Below are 22,072 nucleotides of genomic sequence, written 5' to 3'. Positions count from 1 at the left end.
TTGAATAGGGCTTTGGCTCCACAAGATAGCACGTCCAAAAAATGTAAAAAAGCGGTTCTGCTTCTCGAAGACGGAACGTCATTTATCGGTAAAGGTTTTGGTGCAACAGCAAAAGTTTCTGGCGAAGTGGTTTTTTCAACCCAGATGGTTGGCTACCCAGAAGCATTGACTGACCCGTCGTATAAGGGGCAGATTTTAACTTTCACTTACCCAATGGTCGGCAACTATGGTGTACCAGACAAAGTCCTGGACTGCGGTTTGCCGCTCTACTTCGAATCCGACCACATTCAACCTCAAGGCTTAATCATCCACGAACTCTGCCATGAACCGTTCCACTGGGCATCCACGCGGACGCTGGACAAGTGGCTGGCAGACGAAGGCGTCCCAGGCATCTACGGCGTAGACACCCGACGCTTAACCAAAAAACTCCGCACACACGGAGTCATGCTGGGCATACTGCAGGTGTTTGAGGAAGGCAACGAACCCGACATGGATGCACTGCTAAAGAACGGCAAAAGCATCGCGGACCCAAACGAAACCGACTTAGCCAAAGAAGTCTCAGTCAAAAAACCAATTACCTACAACGTCGAAGGCAAACGAACCGCCGTACTAATCGACTGCGGCGTGAAGTACAGCATCATCCGCAACCTCCTCAAACGCGGCATAAACGTCGTCCGTGTCCCCTACGACACATCAGCCAAACAAATATTGAGCTACCACCCTGACGGCGTCTTTATCAGTAACGGTCCAGGTGACCCTAAGAAATGTGTCAAAACCATCGAGGCCGTGCGGGAGTTAAGCGAGAAAACTCCGATGATGGGCATCTGCCTGGGCGCACAAATCCTCGCGCTTGCATTGGGAGGCGACACTTACAAACTCAAATTTGGCCACCGCGCCCAAAACCAGCCTGCACTGGACCTAAACAGCAACCGATGCTACATCACCACGCAGAATCACGGGTACGCCATAAACATGAAATCACTCAAAAACACCGTCTTAGAACCTTGGTTTGTTAACCCCAACGACAAAACCACCGAGGGCATTCACCATAAAACTAAACCCGTTTTCGCTGTGCAGTGGCACCCCGAAGCATCTCCGGGACCGTATGATACGGAGCTTTTGTTTGATAAATTTGCAAAAAGCTTGGAGGCTCCATAGATGCCCAAGTTTGACTGGATTAAAAAAGTCATGGTGCTAGGCAGCGGCGCCATCAAAATCGGTGAAGCAGCCGAATTCGACTACAGCGGCAGCCAATGCATAAAAGCGCTCCAAGAAGAAGGCATCGAAACCGTCCTCATCAACCCAAACATAGCCACCATCCAAACCGACCCCCGCCTCTCAGGGAAAGTTTACCTTCTCCCAGTCACCCCCGAATACGTCGAAAAAGTCATAGAGAAAGAACGCCCCGACGGCATCCTGCTTGGCTTCGGTGGACAAACCGCACTCAACTGCGGCTTAGAACTCGAAAAGAAAGGTTTACTCCAGAAGTATAACGTTAAAGTTTTAGGTACACCTGTGCAAGCTATCGAAGACACAGGCGACCGAGAACGCTTCCGCCAAGCTATGCAGAAAGCAGGCGTCCCATACCTAAAGAGCAAAGCCGCAACCAGCGTTAAACAAGCGTTGGAGATTGCGGAGGAAATCGGTTACCCAGTTATGATTCGTGTCGCTTACACGTTAGGCGGCAAAGGCGCAGGAGTAGCGCGCAACCAAAAAGAACTAAAAGAAATCGCAACCATCGGCATTGCCCAGAGTCGCATCAGCCAAATCCTCGTCGAAGAATACGTGGGGCACTGGAAAGAAGTCGAATACGAAGTCATGCGTGACTACGCAGACAACTGCCTAACCGTATGCAACATGGAAAACTTTGACCCCATGGGCATCCACACAGGCGACTCCATAGTTGTTGCACCCTCGCAGACCATGACCAACAGAGAATACCACCAAATCCGCAGCATATCCATCAACGCCATCCGCGCTTTGGGCATCGTAGGCGAATGCAACATACAGTGGGCGCTTCACCCCAAATCCGAGGAATGCCGCGTCATCGAAGTCAACTCAAGAATGTCACGCAGCTCTGCGTTGGCAAGCAAAGTCACAGGTTACCCACTTGCCTACATCGCAACCAAACTAACCTTGGGCTACACCCTGCCCGAACTCATCAACAAAGTCACCGAAGTCACAACCGCCTGCTTCGAACCAGCACTGGACTACATCACAGTCAAAATCCCACGCTGGGACCTGCAGAAATTCAAAAACGCCGACCGCCACGTCGGACCACAAATGCGCAGCGTCGGCGAAGTCATGGCGATTGGTCGCTGCTTCGAAGAGGCACTACAGAAAGCGGTACGCATGCTCGACACGGGCAAGATCGGTTTAGTCTGCAACCCCGAAGATGCAGAACCAGAATCTGAAGAGCGCCTGCGAGACGAAATGGCGCACCCCACAGACGAGCGCCTCTACAAGATCGCTAAAGCCCTCAAAATCGGCATCCCCATAATGGAAATCTACCGCTTAAGCGGCGTAGACCCCTTCTTCCTCTACAAAATCCAAAACATCGTAAACATGGAAGAGCAACTTTGCAAGCTCAATTTGGCAGAAAGCAACGCTGTAGACGTTATCCGGGAAGCCAAACGGCTCGGCTTTTCAGACGAGCAGATAGCGGTGTGCCAAAAAACAGATGAAAAATCCATACGCGCCTTCCGCAAAACCAACGGCATCATTCCCGTCGTGAAACAAATTGACACGTTAGCGGCGGAGTGGCCAGCAAAAACCAACTACCTCTACATGACCTATGGCGGCGACGAAGACGACATCGAATTCAGCAAAACACAAAGCAAAGTCATCGTGTTGGGTGCAGGTGTTTTCCGTATCGGCAGTAGCGTCGAGTTCGACTGGTGCGGCGTCAACACGGTTTGGGCGCTCAAAAAGAACGGCATAAAAGAAGCCATCATGGTTAACTACAACCCCGAAACCGTTAGCACAGACTACGACATAAGCGACAAACTATACTTCGAGGAATTAACAACTGAACGCATCCTTGACATCTACGACAAAGAAAACCCAATGGGCATAATCACAAGCGTCGGCGGACAAATCCCAAACAACCTCTCCATGCCGCTCTCAGACGCAGGCGCAAAAATATTGGGCACCTCCGCACAAGACGTGGACCTAGCAGAGGACCGCTCCAAATTCAGCGCACTACTCGACCAATTGGGAATATCTCAACCAAGCTGGAGCAAACTCCAATCCATCGAGGAAGCGAAACGGTTTGCAACCAAAATCGGTTACCCCGTTCTGGTAAGACCCAGCTACGTGCTCTCGGGTTCAGCCATGCGCGTCGCATACAACGAAGTAGCGCTTGAAAACTTCCTCAACTTGGCCGCAAAAGTCTCCCGCGACCACCCCGTCGTAATCAGCAAATTCATCACCCGCGCCAAAGAAGTCGAAGTAGACGGCGTCTCAGACGGCGAAAACGTCTTCATAGGCGCAATCATGGAACACGTCGAAAACGCAGGCGTACACAGCGGCGACGCAACCATGACTATCCCGCCACAGGCACTCAAGCCCGAAGTGCAAAAAGACATCGAAACCGCCACCATCAGCATCGTGAAAGCCCTAAAAATCCACGGACCCTACAACATCCAGTATCTCGTCAAAGACGACGTTGTCAACGTCATCGAATGCAACCTCCGCGCATCCCGCTCCATGCCTTTCGTCAGCAAATGCCGCGGCATAAACCTCATCGAACTCGCAACGCTGGCTATGCTGGGCAAAAAAATCGGCCATGTCAAGCTCTCCCCTATGAAAGTCGCGCCTCACGTCGGCGTAAAAGTGCCCCAATTCAGCTTCATGCGGCTCAGCGGCGCAGACCCCGTTTTGGGCGTAGAAATGCTAAGCACAGGCGAAGTGGCGTGTTTAGGTGAAAACTTTTCAGATGCATTCTTCAAAGCGTTGCAAGCGGCGGAGTTTACGATTCCACCGAAAGGCGGCTCAGTCCTAGTTAGCGTCGGCGGAGACGAAGAACGCAAAAAACGTGTGGTTCCCATAGCTAAAGCCTTGTTGGATATGGGCTTTAGAATCTACGCAACCGCCAACACCGCTAAAGTGCTTAACGCCAACGAAGTAACAGCCACAGTACTGCATAAAGTCAAAGACCCCGACGTAACCCCCAACATCCTCGATTACCTTCAAGAACGCAAAATAGACCTCGTCATAAACGTACCCATGGCTAACCGCCGCAGCAACATGAGCGACATCATAACCGACGGCTACACCATCCGACGCCAAGCAGTAGAATTCAACGTCCCCGTCATCACCAACCTGCAACTAGCCGAGGCACTCGTTGAAGTGCTGAAGCATAAAGACAAAAACGGCAACACCATACGCAGCCTCAACGAATACATGGACGAGTTACCCTGGAAAAGATGGTAGAATCCACTAAAAGGCTTCAAAAGAGCAAAGGCCTCATTCTTTCTTTATATAAGGGAGGGGAGGTCAGCTTTGAGACGTCGCGTGATTCCAGCAAGTACGGATACGGAAACGTATGCGGCATTAAATAAGGGGCTAAAGAAAAAATCGCACTTGACCCTGCCTTAAGCCTCGCGAAGCTGAAGTGCTTGTGGAAATCGCCACAATCCGCTCTCAATTTATTGGCAGGTTCTGAACCGTTGAAGCAACTTTTTTGAGGTCTGCTGGTTGTTGTATATAGGGGTCTTCTACAAAACAACAAGACACACATTTTGACTGCTGATAAGCCAGAATTCAGCTGTCTGCTTGCTCTTTTCTGGTGTACCCCAAGTTACCACAATTTTTATTACATTTCACGGTGTGTTCTCATTGATGTATGGGATTTAGCGCCTGAAACCCTAGTTACCCTTTGATTTTAAAACATGTGAGAAAAAGATATGTCGATAGCCTTCACCCAAACCCGCAAATCGATTGTGTTAATGGTATTGGGGCTTATCGCGTTCATCCTTTACCTGCTTTTCTTCGGTGACTTCGCTGGTTTTTTGAGGGTTTTAAGCACCCTTGACTTCACCAACTACGCGATTTTCTATTCTTTGGCGATTCTTTGCGTTGTTATGGCGGTTTTCTTTGATTCGCTGATTTGGCATTCACTGCTTGACGCATTAAAAATCAACATAAAATTCCGCCGCATCATGCTCTACAACTGGATCGGTAACTTTGTCGAGATGATTCTACCCTGCCAAACCGTCTGTGGAGAAGCAACCAGAATCTATCTCGCGCAAAGAGAACCCGAAAACGACACTGGAATATCTTCTGCAACCGTGATAACCTCTCGCTTGATAAGTACGCTTGTTTACACTGGGGGCTTGATAGTTGGGTTTATCGCGTTGGTGATCAATGGTTGGGTTACTTCTTACCTTGTTTTGCTAGTTACTTTAGTTACTGTTGGGACCGCTTCGGTGGTAGCTATCATCCTCTACATAGCGCTCAAAGAGGGTGCAGCTGAGCGGTTGGTCAACATTTTGATGACGATTATCCGATTCATAATCAAGAAGCCTTCTTGGCTTGAGAAGGAAAGGGAAAACCTGCAGAAAACCCTGTTATCCTTTAGCTTATCCTTCAAAACATACCGAACGCACCCCAAGCTTTTGCTCAAACCGCTCTTTTTCGCCGTAATCGCTTGGATATTCAGTCTGCTAGTCTTTTTGATGGTGTTCTACGCTTTGGGGTATCCAGAGATTAGCATTTTTAGTTTAGCAACGGTTTTCAGCGTTACATCCACCGTTGAAACCTTAACCGCTGGGTTCCCAGTTGGCGCAGTCGAGATAACTATGGTGAACATGTTTAGCCTTTACGGTGTCCCTCTTGCCACCGCTGCCGCTGCAACCACACTTACCCGCCTAATCACTTTTTGGTGCCAAGTGCTAATTGGTTACCCACTCATCAACATAGCGGGGCTAAAAGCTTCGGTTGTAAATAGTGTGCAGAAAACAGAACTGCCTCTGCCTTCTGCTGAAAACTAATGGTGTGGCGTCTAATGCCACAAAGTCGCTTTTCTTTTATCCTAGCAGTTCAGTCGTGCTTGTGGATTTGGTGGGGTCGGCAGATTTTTCTTTGGGTTTTATTTGGATTTTAACGGCGGCATCTATGCTGTAGCCTGCTTCGTTATTTTCTACGGCGAACTTCCAAGTTTTAATTTCGATAGTGTTGTCTTTAAAATATGTTCCAAGGGAGTTTTTGAATTCGTTTATGGCTTGTTTAATTTTCGCTGTTGCCTCTTGGGATAAATCAATATTTGACATAAAAACACCTTACACTTAAACTACAGGTTTTGGGGGTATTTAGCCCTTGCTAAACAAGCCACCGTTTACTTGCCACCTTGCTTTGAGCAGCATTTGTCGGTGAACAGAAAATTCTTTTAACAGGAACAAACTATTCAGAATCTGAGTGAATCAACATGAGCGAAAACGATAAACCCCTAACCAGAGATGCACTGGTTTCCATGCAAGTCATAGACGCAAAAGGCAGATTACTTGGTAAAGTTAAGGATGTCGCGTTTGCAGTCGGCAAAATGGGCATATCCTTGACCGTCGAAAACGACGAAGGACAAATCCAAAACGTCGCTTGGGAAGAAGTTCAAGCAGCTTCAGACTTCATCATATTAAAACCCGTCGCCCAAATCGCCTACCAACAAAGCTACCAGCAACCTGCCGCTCAAGCCGCAGCTCCAGTTCAGCAGCAGGCATCTTCGCAGCCACTTTGCCAAACTTGTGGTAAACCCTTGACTTGGATTCCACAGTATCAGCGTTGGTACTGCTACAACGACAAGAAATACGCGTAACGCGTTTCTTTTTTTCTTTTTTGCCATTAATTTTTTTCCGTGGTTTTTGTTTTGGGAGACATCTTGGTAAAATCTTATATCCGCCCCAAAGCTACCTCCTGACTCCTCAAATGTGGAAGTGAAAACTCGCTCCTTACACAAAAAGGTAACAAGAAAATACAAACAGCCCTTGCAGCAGCAATCTTTCTGTTTGGATGTCTTTTGTCGATAAACTCCGTGAACGCTCAATCTGGCGAAATGATGCAGCCGCCCGACTTCAACGGAACCGCCCCGCCAAACTGGAACGGAAACATGACTAGGCCCTCTGGTGGACCATACGATTTTGGTAGCGGAAACAGGCCTGACTTCAACGGGACTATGCCGATGCCATCGGGTTCTCCGGGTGAAATGAATGGACAACCTAACCCTCAAGCTGTTGAGGGGCAAACTGACTACACGTTGATCGCGGTTGGAAGCGTCGTTTTGGTGGCGCTTGTTGGAGTGGTTGGGGTGGTGCTGTTACGAAAAAGAACTCGCCAGGTCCTTCAAGCTGATCTTTCACAAGAAGCATCCATCTAAACCTTTTTTCTAAAAGTTAATCTGTTAAGCCCCAGAATCACCAATTTTAATGAAAAGGTTGGTAAGGGAAATCTATGATAGGCAGTTTCACGTTAAAGCAAAATACAGCCCAGCAGGATTGAGCATTGATGGATGTAGCAGGCAAAGCAGAATTCGCTAAACTATTCTACAGTCGCCAAATACTGATAGAAGAATTAGGTTCCTTTGGGCAAGAGAAACTATCCAAATCCCGTGTCGCCATAGTCGGCGTGGGCGGATTAGGCTCAGTCTGCTCTCTCTATCTGGCTTTGGCGGGCGTCGGCTACTTGCGCTTAATCGACCAAGACACCGTCGAAACCCCTAACTTGCACCGCCAAATCCTCTACACCCCAAACGACCTCCACCACCACAAAGCAGAGGTCGCCGCCGAAAAACTGCGCAAGCAAAATCCTCTGGTGCAAATTGAAGCGGTATCCGAAAAGGTGGATGAAGATAACGTTGAATCTCTGTTGAAGGCTGTAGATGTGGTGGTTGACTGCTTAGATAACTTCCAAACCCGCTACCTGCTCAACAGAGCATGTATAAAACTTAAAATTCCCTACGTTTTCGGTGCAGTCATGGGTTTAGAAGGCAACCTCTCAGTTTTCAACCCGCCCGAAACAGGTTGCTTAGAGTGCACAATGCACAACCACCAAAGCAACCCCCAATCTGGAGGGGTTTTTGGCATAATCGGTGCCTCGGCGGGAATCATGGGCAGCATGCAAGCCATGGAAACCATCAAGCTCCTCGCGGGAGTTGGGTCGAGTTTGGCGGGTAAACTGTTGGTCTGCGACTTCCGTGACATGGATTTTACGGTGGTGCCGCTTCCAAAGAACCCCCACTGTCAGGTTTGTCACCGCTAAATCGGAAGTACCCATCCAAAGTAGGTTACTTCAACCCAAAGAACCACCGACGCCACCACGACTTCGACGATGGAGAGGACAGACCCGACCTTTAGGTAACTCCACAGGCTGATGTTGACACCTTTGCGCTTCATCGTCTCCAGCCACATCAGAATTGCCAGCGAGCCGAGTGGGAAGAAGTGGGGGCCAAGGTTGTTGCCGATGATGTTGGAGAAAACCAACTCCGTGAACGCTTGGCTGCTCAAGGTGACGGTTGCGGCTGCTTGGTGAATCGACATCAAGCCAAGGATGGTCATGGGCCAGTTGTTCATGAAACTTGCGCCAACCGTAACCACGAGGCTCGGCGCAATAATCCCCATCACCGAAGGCAGCGAGTTCGCGGACACCAATGTATCCGCCAACAATTGGGTGATTCCAGCGTTTGTCAAGCCCTGGACCACAAAGAAAATACTCAGCATAAAGAGCACGATGTCCCAGTTGATGTCCTTAGCTAAACCAACGAGACCTTTGCGTTCCCCTCGAACCACTTCACCCTTGAGATCAGCCAAATAAACCGCCAAAAGGAACACTGCACCTGAACAAATCACCACCGACACAGGAATCCTGAAAAGCGAAGCCGCAACGTAGCCCACATCAATCGCCACCAAAGTGCCCAAGCAAACCTTGAGCATACGGCGGCTTATCGGCGTGGAGCCTGTGGATATTATGTCGACTAGTTTGGTGTCGTAGGTTTTGGGGATCTTTTTGCGGAAAAACACGTACACCAGAAGCATGCTGCTTGCGATTGTGGCGACGGCGACTGGCGCCATAAAGACGAGGTGGTCGATGAAGGTGTAGCCGAAGTAGTCTGCGCTTAAGATGTTGATGGGGTTGCTGGTTATGAGTGGCATGGCGGCTGTGTCGGCTATGAGCCCCGCAGCGAAGAGATATGCATACCTGCCTTTGCCGTCGATTTTTAATTCACTGATAATTTCCAAAACAATAGGGGTTAGGATGAGAACGGCGCTGTCGTTAGCAAAAAGGATGCTAACCGCCGCCGTCAACAATGACACGTAAAAGTAGAGACGCACCCCGCTGCCCTTCGCCAACCGCACCACACGCAGGGCGGCCCATTTGAAGAAGCCCATAGCATCCAAAATCACCGAAAACGCCACTATGCCAACAAAAGCTAACGCTGCATCCCAAATATGCAAAAACGACTCTGCAGCCTGCCCCAAACTGACCGTGCCCAGCAACAGCGAAGCTACTGCACCGATGCCTGCCGCGTAACCCAGTTTAATGCCCCTTGGACGCTTAATCATCAAAAATAGTGTCGTAACGAATACCGCTATTGCAGCTACGGTAACGTAATCCAAAGGGAACCTCGCATTAGCTAAGCAGGCGCACCGTTCAACTATAAAAGACTAACTTCGCAAACAAACAAGAACTCAATGAGGTAATGGCTAAAAAACAAAAATAAATTAAACAAAAAGTAAAAGAAAAGAGGGCTTACTCTTTCTTTGCCTGTTTAGGTCGAAGCGAGCGGACCGTTTCGCCAGCACGCCACATCTCACTTTGGCCCATCGCTTTGAGTTCATCAGCGAGTTTCTGACGGTAATCCGGTGCCTTGCTCTTCTCTAGGACGATGCGGGTTTCTTCGCCTGCCGCAACCAACTCGTAGAGACTATCAAACACGGGTTGAGTTGCGCTGCGGAACCGTTCTTTCCAGCGTAATGCGCCGATGCGGGCGGTTTCGCTGCAGTTGCAGTACATCCAGTCCATGCCGTTCTCGTCTACGAGGCGGATGAGGCTCTGGGTGAGTTCTTCGACGGTTTCGTTGAAGGCTTCGCTTGGGCTGTGACCGTTAGCGCGGAGCGTGTTGTATTGGGCTTCAAGTATGCCTGCAAGTGCGCCCATTAAGGTTCCGCGTTCGCCAGTTAGGTCGCTGTAGACTTCTTTCTCGAAAGTGGTTGGGAAGAGGTATCCTCCGCCGATGGCGATGCCGAGTGCTTTGGCGCGGTCTTCGGCTTTGCCTGTGGCGTCTTGGAAGACTGCGAAGCTGCAGTTTATGCCTGATCCGTCGACGAAGTTGCGGCGGACGCTGGTGCCGCTGCCTTTTGGCGCGACCAATATGACGTCGATGTCTTTGGGTGGGATGACGCCTGTTTGTTCTTTGTAGACTATGCTGAATCCGTGGCTGAAGTAGAGTGCGTCGCCTTTTTTGAGGGTGGCTTTAATTTTTGGCCATACTGCCTTCTGCGCGGCGTCGGTAAGTAGGAACATTTTGATTGTGCCTTTTTTGGCTGCTTCTTCGAGTGGGAACAGGTTTTCGCCTGGAACCCATCCGTCTGCTACTGCTTTATCCCATTCTTTTTTGAATACGCCTTCTTTTTCTTGTCCGATGATTACTTTTATGCCGTTATCTCGCATGTTTAATGATTGAGCTGCGCCTTGTATTCCGTAGCCCAAGGAGACGACGACTTCGTCTTTGAGGATTTTTTGGGCTTTTGCCACTGTGAATTCTTTTCGGGTGATGACGTCTTCTTGGACGCCACCGAAATCCATTTTCACCATATTTAAGTACCTTCAGCCAACCATTTAGCAGAGGGGCTAATTAAGAATTACCCTCACTGGGAACGGCAATAATAATCAACAAACCTTAAGTGTGCTACTTTTTACAGCCCATCTCCTCAGGCGCATTCATCTTGCTCTGTTTATCTCATTAACTGCCTGCTCAAGGTCATCAGCAGTCCGCATAGAAGTGGCTGTCGGAACACTCGTAGTAACGAAGTGTTGAGCGTATGGAAAACACGCTACTTCGAAAGGATCTGGATTCAATAAACCAGCCCCAAAGGTATTCGTACACAAAGAGATATCGTCGATTGGAATCTTTAACGCTTGAGCCATCTCGGTTGGATCGAAAACCAGACTAAACGGTTTAGTGCATTGTTGCAGTTCTCCGCCGTAGTCGACTGAGAGATTTCCCTCGACCCACAGACGCTGGTCTAGTTTTTTGAGAATCCCGTTCTTTAGGTCTGCTATTAAGACAAGGCTGTTAGCTGATCTGTTGCTTAACACATCAACTATGATCTCTCCAAGATATGACGTCGTGACTACTGAATGTTTGGTGCTCGGAGCTACAAAACCCTGCTTTGGATCGTAACTATGGGTATTGCTTTCGTACTCAATGATAACCCACGAGAGCAGTCCAGTTTTACAGTTCTCGGCGATTAAGTAGAACTCTACGCGGCTACCCCAAAAAACGCTTGTGTGCACATTAAAGGCACTCACTATTGCGCATTTTCGCTTGTCGGTGTCAGTAAACATTGCTGAAGGAGACAAGCTGTAGTTGGGTGGTAACAACTGCTCTGCTGCTTTAATATCGGTGACTTCAAAAGCGAGAAACACAGCGTACGGTTCTACTACAAAACTCATGTATGGATTGGTGCGTGCGCCTCTATTGACTATGTATCGTTGGAATCGTAGAGGAAGTTTTCGAAGCATAGCGCTTCCTTGGGTTGTGGACGCAACTTTGGATGGAACAACCATTTTTTCGGTTGTCTTGATGAAGCGTCGAAGATCATTGGTTTTCATTTTTTCCACTACATAATGCAGATTTCAATAAGGCTCATCATTATAGTATGTAGGATGTTGCTATTAATAGTACTTATTAACTAACACTTGTCTAGCCGCTTGTTTGTACTGGGTGTGTTTTCTGGTTCATCAGGGAAAAGTATCAGTATTCCAATAACTGACGATAAATTTGCAATTTTCCTCCCAAGAGAAGTCAACGAATATGACACCCGAAATGGTCTATCATTGACCATCGTTCTGGTTAACCATCTTTCTTGCTCCAATCGTTTTAGCTTCTCAGAAATGGTTTTGGAACTCATCGACCCTTTTAAAATGGTTCTAAGCCTATTGAAACCCATACCCTCATTCATTGAAATCGCAAGTAGAATCAGAATCTCCTTTTCGCCCAAGAGACCTTTATAGTGATCTATGAACTTTTTTGCCTCTTGAGGTTTTAGACTTCCATTAGAAGACAAGACATTTGCAAAAGTCTTGGTATTACTTGCAACTACTTGAGATAGCTCCAGAATAGTCTGGAGGTTCTGCCTTAATAGGTGAATTTCCTTTTTTTGAAAAATTTTTTCCAAGTAAGTCACTTTGTTTAAACTAAGTGGATTTTTCTCTACTTCACGGTTTATATATTAAACTAAGCTTAATAAATAAACCTACTGACGCGTTTCAGCACAGCGAGTTGGCTTTAATGAAATCTTTAGTTATATACTATTCAAGAAGCGGTAACACGCGTTTAGTCGCAGAGCAGATTTCTCAGGAAATCGGCGCGGACATCGCCGAAATAGTTGATAAAAAGAAAAGGAAAGGCCTTTTTGGTTTTATTCTAAGTGGATATGACGCAACAAGAGAAAGATTAACAAAAATTGTTGAAATAGAGAAATCGCCTCAGGATTATGATCTCATTATTATTGGAACGCCTATGTGGAATAAGCGAATTGCCCCCGCTGTAAGAACATATCTAAAGGAGAACAGTTTCTCGGGAAAGCATGTGGCTCTTTTTTGTACAAACTTGGGGTCTCCGTCCGAGCGGGTTTTCTCAACTTTGAAGCAATTGATACCTGGATGTGATTTTGTAAGCGAACTAACCGTCACCAACGTTAATAAGGAATTAGCAGAAAATAAAGAGAAAATCTCTGAATGGGCCAAGAATATTATACTTAAAACAAAATAAAGGCGATAATGTTGGAAGAGTACGATGTTACCGTAGTAGGAGGCGGAGTTGCAGGTTCAGTAGCCGCAAGGTTCAGTGCACAACAAGGTTTCAAAACCCTTCTAATAGAGAAATACAAAACCCCCAGAAACAAACCTTGCTCAGGAATACAATTTCCATACTTCGAAAAACTCATAGGTAAAAAAATTCCTAAAGAAAAACTATGCAAGAATGAACTCTACAAAGTGGACATGATTACACCATCAGGGAAAACCTTGGGGGGAAAAATGAAGATGCTTAACTTTTGGCGTTCAACTTTTGACAGTTGGCTAAATCAACTCGCCATCGAAGAAGGAGCAGAATTTCAAGATAACACCTCATTAATTGATTTTTCCAAAAGCCAAAAAAGAATAAACCTAACACTTTCAAAAGATACGAAGTCTACTCAAGTCACCACACGTTTTCTAATCGGTGCAGACGGAATGCTTTCTGGAATAAGAAGCAAAATAAACCCTGCGTCTTTAGAAAAAAGCCGTTTAGGGACAGCAATAAACTACTATTTTGAAGGAAAAGGAAACCTTGACCCAAACAAACTTTACATGTATTACAATCGAGAATATTGCCCCTTAATGTTTGCCTGGGTCTATCTGAAGGATGAAAAATGGGTCATAGGAACAGGGGCGAATGAAAACGCAGTAGATTATGCAGACCGATTCTTCAATTACATAAAAGAAAAACACTTACTTCAGGGTGAAATCGTGAAAAAAGAGGGATTTGCCTCTACCCAGAAGATAACAACCTTCCTTGGAGAAGACAACATCTTACTAGCTGGAGATGCTGCAGGCCTAATTGACTTATACCGTGGAGTAGGTATGGATCTAGCCGCTTTAAGCGGGCGATTAGCAGTAAAAGCAATCAAGTTTGCTGAAAAAACAGCTTCATCTCCGATAGAACACTATCAAAGACTTATGAAAAATACTTTAAAAAAACTGGAGGCTAACGAAAAGAAACAAACCAAAAGGTATGCATCAAATGAAAGCTTAGAAAAGAGCATGTCATCTGCGAATTTGTTAAAAGACGGGCTTACGATGATAATTTCAAACCAAATCAACAGGATTCTTCCAGCCGAAAAAATAATACTGCTACCTACATAATTGGAGAAGTATGTGGATGCTTATAGTATAAACTTGGGTACGACTGTTCAAATTTTGACCCTACATTTCAGATAAAGAATCAATTATGCCATCCTGCAAAGGGAACAACCATTGAGTATGGTACCAAGCCTTGTTGCTTATTTTATAAACTAAAAACATGAAGCATCTGCCAAGAAGGCATGTTTAACCCCGATTTCGCCTATCAATCAGGGAATTTCAGTTAAATTGTCACGTAACGCCAACCAACGCTTAAACTCAAGTCCCGTACATTTGCCCCTGCCCAGCCAGTTGTCGCCGTACTTGTTTTTGAGTTTCTCGTCGTAGGATGCGAATGTTTCTGATTCGCTGACTTCTAGACTCTCTTTCTTTTTCAACTACTGTTGCTCCAGTTACCTATTGTTGGATAGGTTTGAGGGGATTTCTACTTTTCGCCTCCTCCATGTACATAATACATAAGTGCAAACCGCAACTAATACCCGACATGGACAACAAATTTACCCATGACCTCGTCGGCCCTTGCGGCATGAACTGCGGTCTGTAAATCTTACCTCGCCTATTCACGCGGTGTCCCATCTCCTGAAAACCACGCCGTCTCTCAGCGTCTACCTCCCCTCCCTTATTTAAAGGACAAGCGGTTAAGAAGAAAAACCGCCACAACAAACCAAAAGCTATTACAAACGGCATTCTTACTGGAGAGGAATTTCCCAGTAACTGATTATGTCACCCTTTACCCATCTGCCGCCGAGTCCACGCACAACATCGTTAATGTCGTCCCACTCGGCCTTCAAAAACGTCACCGGTTTAACCACCACAACATCCTCTTTAACGGTAAAGCTGAGGAGTTTTCGTTGGTCGGGGCTGAATTCGTTTTCCATCTTGGCGGCGTAGCGGCTGAGGGGCGGCTGGGTTGGGGTGGGGATTAGCGGTTTTGTTTGTGGGGGTGCGGGTTCGGCTTTGGGTTCAACTCTTGGTGCTGAGAGTACTTGTTTGGGGGCGGCGGCTGGTTTTTGCTCAGATTTAATTGGTACAGTGAGTTCAGGTATCGGGAGGGTTTCTGAAGCATCTTCAAAGCTGTCACTTCTAACTACCAGCGAAACCTGCCTTGAGAAAAGGTCAACTTTAGCATCTAAAACTTCAAAGTCGCTTGGCAGATTACCTGCAAACGGCGAAGGTTTGCCTTGGAGTAGATTGGTGAATTGCTCAAGGCTTAGTTTAATGATTCGCAACTTCATTAATGGGCACCAATTGACGCTTAGGCAACCGATAACATAAAAGCGTTACCATCAACCGAAGCTACGGCAGGAAAAAAGGAAAAAGAGTTAGAGGGGTTTGGGTGTGGCTTTTCTGGCGCGCCACTCGGCAAAGCTGCCAGTATAGACGCCCCAAGCGCGTAGTCGTGGTGAAATTGCCCTTAGCAAGGCTGGGCAAGCGATGACGACGATGGGTAAGTTGAGGGCAAAGGTTCCGGGCAGGAGGGGCCAAGCGATTTCTGCTGGGAATAATCCGACTGCGACGAACTGCCAGAGTATGGCGATTGTGCCGACTAACAGTGAAAGGGCGTATACGCTTCCGAGGACTATGAGGCCTTTTAGGGTTTTTGCTTCTGCGGCGAATCGTGGGATTAGGAGCCAGTTTAGGGCGTAGATGATTATGACTGTTGTGACTTCGACCCATGCGAGGTGGAGGGGGAGTGATTCGACGTAGACGCCGCCGATGTATGCGCCTATCATGCTGCCGATTAAGCCGCTCCAACCGAACCAGATGGGGATGACGCCGAGTAGGATGATTGGGAGGTATAGGAAGGTGAAGGTGGGGAGTGAGATGAGTTTGGAGAGGTAGAAGAATATTGCGAAGAGTGCTGCTGTCATGGCCATTATGGAGACTTGTTTTGCTTTGCTTTGTCTTTGTAGGATCATAGTGTTCTTTCCAGTGTGTTTTAGGGGCTTCATTGGCGGAGTGGGGATAAAAGCATTCGCCCTAGTATTACATATGTAATACAGTTGGTAAGGCTTAAATTAAAACAAACCAAACCCCACACAGGGAAACCACATGGAAAAAACCGCAACAACCATGCAAACCAAAAGTTACCGACTAGAATGCAAGTATAAAGGGGCAGGACTCACTCACTACGTAATGCAAAGTGACGAATCCCCCTTCTAACCCTTTTTTTGGAGCGCTAACCAATCAATGTTCGACAAGATAACCGTTGACGGAACAGAATTCCAAATAGACCCCCAAACAAACTTTTGGGGCACAGGCGACACAACCAAACTAGAACAACTCTACAACCAAATGCAAACAAAGCTCGCTACCGAAATGAAAGAACTCCGCTACAACACCGACCTAATCCTGTTCTACGTTAACCCAACCGACATGTGCAACGCAAACTGCCCCTACTGCTACCTGCCCAAAGAAGTCAAAAGTCGCGGCAAAAACATGACTTACCAAGAACTCAAAGTTATCGTAGAAAAAGCCTCCGCGTTCTTCAAAAGCCAAAACAAGAAGGGCTCAGTCATCTTTCACGGAACCGAACCGCTGCTTAACAAAGAAAACTTATTCCAAATCATCAGAGAATACCACAAAGAAGTCTTCTTTGGTATACAAACAAATGGTTTAGCCCTAACAGAATGCGACGCAGACTTCATCAAGGAATATGAAGTTAACGTGGGCGTCTCTTTGGATTCGCCGGTTGAGGAGATTAATGATTTCTTAAGGGGACAAGGACACTACAAACAGGTAATGAAAGCTCTGGAATGGTTGAGGGGCTACAGAGGCTTAAACGTTGTAACTACTATGACCACATACAATGTTGGGCAATTAACAGACATGGTACGGTTACTGCAAAGCAAAGGGGTAACGTTGTGCCTGATGAACCCCGTTCGCGGTACGCAACAAAGTGCTCACGCGCTGAGGCCTGACCCTGCGGTTGCCGCTGCAGCATTCATAGGTGCAACCGAAGAAGCCATACGCCTAACAAAAGCGGGCAAAAGAATTGTGGTCGCAGACTTCGCTAACATCTTGCTGGGTATCATCGCGCCTTCGGCGCGTGTCATGATGTGTGACATTTCACCTTGTGGCGGCGGCAGAAGATACTTTGCAGTTGCAGCCAATGGAAACGCTTATCCGTGCGGGGAATTCATAGGCATCGAAGACTTCAACGGCGGAAACATCTTCAACGACCCAATCGAGCAAATCGCGGCTTCACAGAACTTCCTCAAAGTAACCAAACGCAGCGTCGATGACATAACGGAATGCCAAACATGCACGTTCCGCAACATGTGCGGTTCACCCTGCCCCGCAGAAATGCACACAGCCGACCCCAAGATGCTACAGAAAAGCTACTACTGCGAATTCTACAAGCAACTCGCGTTGCATGCTTTTCGGGTAATTGCGAGAGGCGATGTAGGGTTTGTGGTAAAGAAATCTGCCCTAACAGAGCTGTATAACCTTCAAAACAGCTAACCTTCCTTTCTACCCATAAAACCTTGCAGCTAATTATTGAGAAGTGGTGAGTCTGTTCCTACTCCAACGGCCCAGGAAACCCCAATTAGAAGGGAGAGGGGCTCCCAAACCGCTTTCACAGGCTCTCCTCACCATCAACCAAGCACTAACAAGCCAAATTTAAAGGTTAACCAAAAATCACCCAAAAACGATTATTCCAACGCTTATGACTGATTTTGAAGGAATTTGGGTATAATTCTGTAAAATCTATTTAATCTATATAGCACAACCCTGTTTCGCAAACAAAAACAGGGATTCAGAATGGCAGACCTACAACAGTGGCTTACAGATCTCCTAACGCCGTCAGCTACATATGAGACCTTAACAGTCGACCGAGTAGTCATAGCGCTTGTGATGTCTTTTCTCATAAACCTAGTCATCTTCTACATTTACCGAAAAACCTTCAAAGGCGTCGTCTACAACCGGCAATTCAACATAGGCCTAGTCTTAACGGGCTTAGTTGTGACTCTGGTTGTGTTGCCGATTAGCTCCAACGTCGCGCTGTCTCTGGGCATGATCGGCGCACTGAGCATAATTCGGTTCCGAACCGCCATCAAAGACCCCAAAGACATAGTCTTCACCTTCTGGACCATAACTGTTGGCATAATCTGTGGCGCAGGCTTATACATCGTCGCCATAATCGGTGTACCGGTCATCGCGGTTATGCTGGTTGTTCTTGAGCGCACAAAAATCCGGGGTCCAGACCCATACCTGCTTGTAGTGCATTACACAAGCGCAGCCGAAAATGCTGTTCAAGCAGCCCTGCCTAAACACAAAATCCGCTCCCGAACCGTAAATGCGGATGGCGTAGAGTTGATGGGTGAGGTTCGCATGAGCAGCAAAGAGGTGCCCCAGGTGGATGAACTCCTAAAAATCAAAGGAGTAAAAGATGCATCCATAGTTAGTTACACCTCGGATTCCACATAACCCAGAATCGCTTCCTTAAATATGCCTGAGCGTGGAAAAAATGAAAACCCTAACTAAGACATCCGCTGCAATTCTTGGTGCAGCATTTTTATTTGCAACATTTTCAACTTCTGGGTCTGCGGTTAGCGGCGCTTCTTCCACAACTGTGGTCGTCAACGAGTTTATGGCTATCAACGAATCAACCGTACAGAACGACAACGGCAACTATACGGACTGGATTGAACTATACAACACAGCCGATTACTCGATTGATTTAAGCGATATGTTCCTCACCGACAACCTCACCAGCTACCGATGGCAATTCCCCAACGACACAGTAATCCAAGCCCATGGATACCTGCTTGTCTGGGCAGACGCCGATGTCATGTTAGGCGGGTTACATACCAATTTCAAGTTAGATGGCGACGGCGAAACCATCGGACTCTACGCAACAGATGGCTCGCTGATGGATTCCGTCACCTTTGGCGAACAGATTGCGGATATTTCTTATGGTCGAACGGTGGATGGCGACTCAAACTGGACATACATCACAGACCCAACGCCGGGCGCAGCTAACAACTCAAGCTCGTCCTTGTTCACCGCTGATACAGGGATAGTTTTGGTCATCGTTGCAGTTGGAGCGTTTGCAGTTTGCATTGTGGTTTTCAAAGGGAAAATTTGCGGAGGCAGAACCCAATGATAGCGTCAGAAAAGAAGCCTTGCCTAAGACATGAACTCAAATACGAAATCGACCCATTCGAATACCAAGTTTTACAGAAAAAACTCTGCACTCTACTCAAACCTGACCCGCATATGATTTCTAACGGTCACTGTCACTACAACGTTCGCAGCCTATACTTCGACGACCTCTATGACACTGCATTAAACGATAAAGAGGCAGGAGTGTATCGGCGCAAAAAGTACCGAATTCGCATCTACAATCACAGCGACGACTTCATAAAGTTTGAGAGAAAAACAAAAATCGGCGCATACATGCTAAAAGAAAGCACCCGCATCACCCGCGAAGACGCAGACCGATTAATAGCTAAAGACTTCAGCTTTCTCGCTAACACCGAGAATCAGTTGCTCAGAGATTTCTTTTTAGAAACACGCTGCAACCTGATGCGCCCAGTTGTCATCGTAGAATACGCGCGAGAAGCCTACATACACCCAGTGGGAAACGTGAGGGTAACTTTTGATACACAAATGCGGACTTCTTTTGGTTACAAAGAGTTTTTTGACGAAACATTAGTTGGGTTGCCCACTCTGGAGCAGCAGAACATAATTTTGGAGGTAAAATACAACGAAGTACTCCCAAACTACATTCGTGGACTGTTTCCGAACACAATTAGACCGCAGTTGGCGATTGGAAAGTTTGTGATATGCAGAAACCAGCAACTCTGCCAAACAGGAATGCAATAAGCTTAAACATGTCTGCGGACCACGCGACTTCTCTTGAACTACCTCCCCTCCCTTATATATAGAAAGATCAAAGTCAACATAACGAAAGTTTTGTTGCTCTCTGAGGACCCGCCCGCCCCTTATAAAAAGCGGATTTGCCCTTTTAGGAAAAACTTGAGCCATAGTTACGAAGACCATGAAGAAAAAATGAAAGTTAGAATCTTCCGCCAATCGAGGTTACCACGCTGGTTATGGTGAAACTGGTGTATTGGGTGCCGCCGCTGTAGGTTCCGCCTGAGTAGACGCCGTCTTTGAGTGTGCCAGTTGAGCTTCCGCCTACGAGAACGTTATATGTGGTTCCTTGAGTTAGCTTTGGCGAACAGACGACTACGGATTGGAACAGCTTTGAGGTCTTGAAGGTTACGATGTCGGTGCCGCTTGAGCTCTGGATGCTTATGAGGGTTCCAGCTGAGTATGAACTCTGGAAATTCACCAGCACACTACATTGAGTGGATGTAGTGCTGAGCGCCTGCGCCATGCCTGAACTGCCAACCGCGATAAGGAAGCCGCCCGTCATCTTGAAGGAAGAGAAATCCAGCGCCCCATTGTTGTTAGATGTAGGACCGTTGACGATTACGGATCCGGCAGTCATGGTTATGGCGCCGTTGATGTCGATGCCGTCGCCTGCAGCGGTGACTACGATGTATCCGCCGTTGACGTAGAGGTTGCAGCTACCTGAATTCATAAAAGCATCTCCACCGCCTCTGCCGCCGGGGCCCCCTCCAAATCCGGATTGGTCATTTCCGCCTGCACCGTTTATGCCGTCATCACTTGAGACAAGGTATATAGTTCCGCCGTTGATAGTGATTGTTTCGGCTTCGATGCCTTCGTAGCTTTTGGTTATATCTATAGTTCCAGCTGTGATGGTTATAGCAGAGTCAGCGTGTATACCGTCGTCCCCAGTTGAAATTGAAAGGGTTCCGCCGTTGATGGTTATGGTTCCATTGGAGTGGAGGGCGTCGTCTGCTGAGTTTGCGTTGATGGTTCCGCCATCGATGACGATGCTAACAACACCTTTTATTCCCTTAGCAGAAATGCCAGAAGCTAAACTACTGCTGCTTCCGCCACCAGAGGTAACGGTGACCTGCCCACCTGAGATGATGACGTCGGTTTGAGCGTCGATGGCGTCTCCTCCTGAGGTGAGGGTTACTGTGCCGCTTGACATGGAAACGTAACCTTTGGTGGAGTCAGCGGTGTTGTCTGAGATGAAAGCGTTCTCTCCCGCTGTTACAGTGATTTTTCCGCCCTCGACAATGAGGTAGTTTTTGCCTCGCACACCGTCGTCTTGGGCGTTGACTGTGACGGTACCGCTCTTGAGGATGAGGCCGTCGTTACTTGTTATGCCGTCATTGTATGTAGATGTGACACTTAGTGTGCCGTCGCCGTAGATTGTGAGGTCGTCTTTGCTGTAGAGTGCTGCGTTTGGTTCGGTTGTTGAGCTTGAGGTGTAGGTTAGATGGTTTTGGGTGTTTGCTTCAAGGATAATTATTGTTTTCTCAGAGTTTAGAATATAGAGGGGTGCGCTGTTAGAGCAAGTTATATCTACGCCCGCTAAAATGAGCCGAACAGTACCAGTGCCTTGACTATCAACAACAACTTGTCCATTACTCAACGCGCCAGTGAGCCTATAGGTACCCTCAGCGGTGATTGTTGCCTTTGCACCATCAACTGAGATGTTGGGTGAGTTAGAGGTTACCGAAGTCCCACTAAAAGTTATGTCGATAACCTCAGAAGAGTTCCAAACGTAATCGGCAGAATCTTCATGGATAGCTGCGTTTCCTGAAGTATCGGTGTTACTTGTGCTTGTTCCAGAGCTGCTTGAACTTGTGGAGGTCGGTGTGGGTGTACTGGTAGAGCTGCCAGATGATGCTGGGGCGTTGGTTGGAGTGGATGTGGGGCTCGTCGTGGCATTGGGGGAATTCGTGGCGTTTGTAGCTTGTAACTGTGTATTAAGCACTTGATATGCAACGATAGATAAAACTAGGCATATACAGATAATTGAGAGGATTAGCTTCTTGCTAGGCATACTCGTCCAACACTGCACCGAGAAGAGGGAAATTAATTAAAAGGATTTTTCAGAATTATA

General features: G+C 47.2%; 21 protein-coding genes. 12 read left to right on the top strand and 9 right to left on the bottom strand.

Features of this window, described 5'->3' with window-relative positions; all coding sequences use genetic code 11:
* The first annotated feature begins 12 nt into the window (after window positions 1-12).
* From carA to NWE96_04520, 3 genes are all read left to right on the top strand, one after another.
* Window positions 13-1,158 carry a glutamine-hydrolyzing carbamoyl-phosphate synthase small subunit gene (carA, locus tag NWE96_04530; protein MCW3983243.1) on the top strand — a complete coding sequence of 382 codons (1,146 nt, stop codon included), beginning with the start codon at window positions 13-15 and terminating at the stop codon, window positions 1,156-1,158.
* A complete protein-coding gene (gene carB / locus NWE96_04525; GenBank protein ID MCW3983242.1) occupies window positions 1,159-4,434 on the top strand; it encodes a carbamoyl-phosphate synthase (glutamine-hydrolyzing) large subunit in 3,276 nt (1,091 codons plus the stop codon). It abuts the gene before it with no gap.
* 473 nt (window positions 4,435-4,907) lie between these two features.
* A complete protein-coding gene (locus NWE96_04520) occupies window positions 4,908-5,993 on the top strand; it encodes a flippase-like domain-containing protein (protein MCW3983241.1) in 1,086 nt (361 codons plus the stop codon).
* A 36-nt stretch (window positions 5,994-6,029) separates the two neighbouring features.
* Here the strand turns inward: NWE96_04520 and NWE96_04515 are convergent, their stop codons facing one another.
* Window positions 6,030-6,272, bottom strand: coding sequence for a hypothetical protein (locus tag NWE96_04515; GenBank protein MCW3983240.1), 243 nt, complete (start codon window positions 6,270-6,272; stop codon window positions 6,030-6,032).
* 155 nt (window positions 6,273-6,427) lie between these two features.
* Here NWE96_04515 and NWE96_04510 point away from each other — a divergent pair, with 155 nt between their 5' ends.
* The 3 genes from NWE96_04510 to NWE96_04500 all read left to right on the top strand — a co-directional run bounded on the left by NWE96_04510 (window position 6,428) and on the right by NWE96_04500 (window position 8,250).
* Complete coding sequence (locus NWE96_04510) at window positions 6,428-6,811, top strand: PRC-barrel domain-containing protein (protein MCW3983239.1); 384 nt, start codon at window positions 6,428-6,430, stop codon at window positions 6,809-6,811.
* A 201-nt stretch (window positions 6,812-7,012) separates the two neighbouring features.
* Complete coding sequence (locus tag NWE96_04505; GenBank protein MCW3983238.1) at window positions 7,013-7,369, top strand: hypothetical protein; 357 nt, start codon at window positions 7,013-7,015, stop codon at window positions 7,367-7,369.
* A 128-nt stretch (window positions 7,370-7,497) separates the two neighbouring features.
* Window positions 7,498-8,250 carry a HesA/MoeB/ThiF family protein gene (locus tag NWE96_04500; GenBank protein ID MCW3983237.1) on the top strand — a complete coding sequence of 251 codons (753 nt, stop codon included), beginning with the start codon at window positions 7,498-7,500 and terminating at the stop codon, window positions 8,248-8,250.
* Here the strand turns inward: NWE96_04500 and NWE96_04495 are convergent.
* From NWE96_04495 to NWE96_04480, 4 genes are all read right to left on the bottom strand, one after another.
* Window positions 8,247-9,605, bottom strand: coding sequence for an SLC13 family permease (locus NWE96_04495; protein ID MCW3983236.1), 1,359 nt, complete (start codon window positions 9,603-9,605; stop codon window positions 8,247-8,249). The genes NWE96_04500 and NWE96_04495 overlap by 4 nt on opposite strands.
* Before the next feature lie 133 nt (window positions 9,606-9,738).
* Complete coding sequence (gene ilvC / locus NWE96_04490; GenBank protein ID MCW3983235.1) at window positions 9,739-10,803, bottom strand: ketol-acid reductoisomerase; 1,065 nt, start codon at window positions 10,801-10,803, stop codon at window positions 9,739-9,741.
* Between the two features lie 126 nt (window positions 10,804-10,929).
* Window positions 10,930-11,823 (bottom strand): hypothetical protein, encoded by an 894-nt coding sequence (locus tag NWE96_04485; protein MCW3983234.1) that lies wholly within the window; start codon window positions 11,821-11,823, stop codon window positions 10,930-10,932.
* An 80-nt stretch (window positions 11,824-11,903) separates the two neighbouring features.
* On the bottom strand, window positions 11,904-12,389 hold the full coding sequence (locus tag NWE96_04480; protein MCW3983233.1) for a winged helix-turn-helix transcriptional regulator: 486 nt from the start codon (window positions 12,387-12,389) through the stop codon (window positions 11,904-11,906).
* 113 nt (window positions 12,390-12,502) lie between these two features.
* Here NWE96_04480 and NWE96_04475 point away from each other — a divergent pair, with 113 nt between their 5' ends.
* The gene (locus NWE96_04475) at window positions 12,503-12,985 is read left to right on the top strand and encodes a flavodoxin (protein MCW3983232.1); all 483 of its coding nucleotides are present in this window, start codon (window positions 12,503-12,505) and stop codon (window positions 12,983-12,985) included.
* A gap of 11 nt (window positions 12,986-12,996) precedes the next feature.
* Window positions 12,997-14,118 carry an FAD-dependent monooxygenase gene (locus NWE96_04470; GenBank protein MCW3983231.1) on the top strand — a complete coding sequence of 374 codons (1,122 nt, stop codon included), beginning with the start codon at window positions 12,997-12,999 and terminating at the stop codon, window positions 14,116-14,118.
* Window positions 14,119-14,324: 206 nt separating this feature from the next.
* Here NWE96_04470 and NWE96_04465 read toward each other — a convergent pair whose 3' ends face one another.
* The 3 genes from NWE96_04465 to NWE96_04455 all read right to left on the bottom strand — a co-directional run bounded on the left by NWE96_04465 (window position 14,325) and on the right by NWE96_04455 (window position 16,034).
* Window positions 14,325-14,492 (bottom strand): hypothetical protein, encoded by a 168-nt coding sequence (locus NWE96_04465; GenBank protein MCW3983230.1) that lies wholly within the window; start codon window positions 14,490-14,492, stop codon window positions 14,325-14,327.
* Between the two features lie 312 nt (window positions 14,493-14,804).
* Entirely contained in the window at window positions 14,805-15,350 is a 546-nt protein-coding gene (locus tag NWE96_04460) for a hypothetical protein (GenBank protein ID MCW3983229.1), read from the bottom strand.
* An 87-nt stretch (window positions 15,351-15,437) separates the two neighbouring features.
* Window positions 15,438-16,034, bottom strand: coding sequence for a hypothetical protein (locus NWE96_04455; GenBank protein ID MCW3983228.1), 597 nt, complete (start codon window positions 16,032-16,034; stop codon window positions 15,438-15,440).
* Between the two features lie 271 nt (window positions 16,035-16,305).
* On the opposite strand from NWE96_04455, the gene cbpB reads away from it, so the two are divergent.
* The 4 genes from cbpB to NWE96_04435 all read left to right on the top strand — a co-directional run bounded on the left by cbpB (window position 16,306) and on the right by NWE96_04435 (window position 19,947).
* Window positions 16,306-17,580 carry a peptide-modifying radical SAM enzyme CbpB gene (gene cbpB / locus NWE96_04450; GenBank protein MCW3983227.1) on the top strand — a complete coding sequence of 425 codons (1,275 nt, stop codon included), beginning with the start codon at window positions 16,306-16,308 and terminating at the stop codon, window positions 17,578-17,580.
* 300 nt (window positions 17,581-17,880) lie between these two features.
* A complete protein-coding gene (locus NWE96_04445; GenBank protein ID MCW3983226.1) occupies window positions 17,881-18,546 on the top strand; it encodes a DUF4956 domain-containing protein in 666 nt (221 codons plus the stop codon).
* Window positions 18,547-18,586: 40 nt separating this feature from the next.
* On the top strand, window positions 18,587-19,225 hold the full coding sequence (locus NWE96_04440; GenBank protein ID MCW3983225.1) for a lamin tail domain-containing protein: 639 nt from the start codon (window positions 18,587-18,589) through the stop codon (window positions 19,223-19,225).
* Window positions 19,222-19,947, top strand: a complete 726-nt coding sequence (locus NWE96_04435) for a polyphosphate polymerase domain-containing protein (GenBank protein MCW3983224.1) — start codon at window positions 19,222-19,224, stop codon at window positions 19,945-19,947. The genes NWE96_04440 and NWE96_04435 overlap by 4 nt, the downstream gene beginning before the upstream one ends.
* 193 nt (window positions 19,948-20,140) lie before the next feature.
* Here the strand turns inward: NWE96_04435 and NWE96_04430 are convergent, their stop codons facing one another.
* Window positions 20,141-22,012 (bottom strand): carbohydrate-binding domain-containing protein, encoded by a 1,872-nt coding sequence (locus NWE96_04430; protein MCW3983223.1) that lies wholly within the window; start codon window positions 22,010-22,012, stop codon window positions 20,141-20,143.
* Between the last annotated feature and the right edge of the window lie 60 nt (window positions 22,013-22,072).

It is taken from the genome of Candidatus Bathyarchaeota archaeon (assembly GCA_026014685.1).
Classification (GTDB): Archaea; Thermoproteota; Bathyarchaeia; order Bathyarchaeales; family Bathycorpusculaceae; genus Bathycorpusculum.
This window is presented reverse-complemented; position numbering and strand designations above follow the sequence as displayed.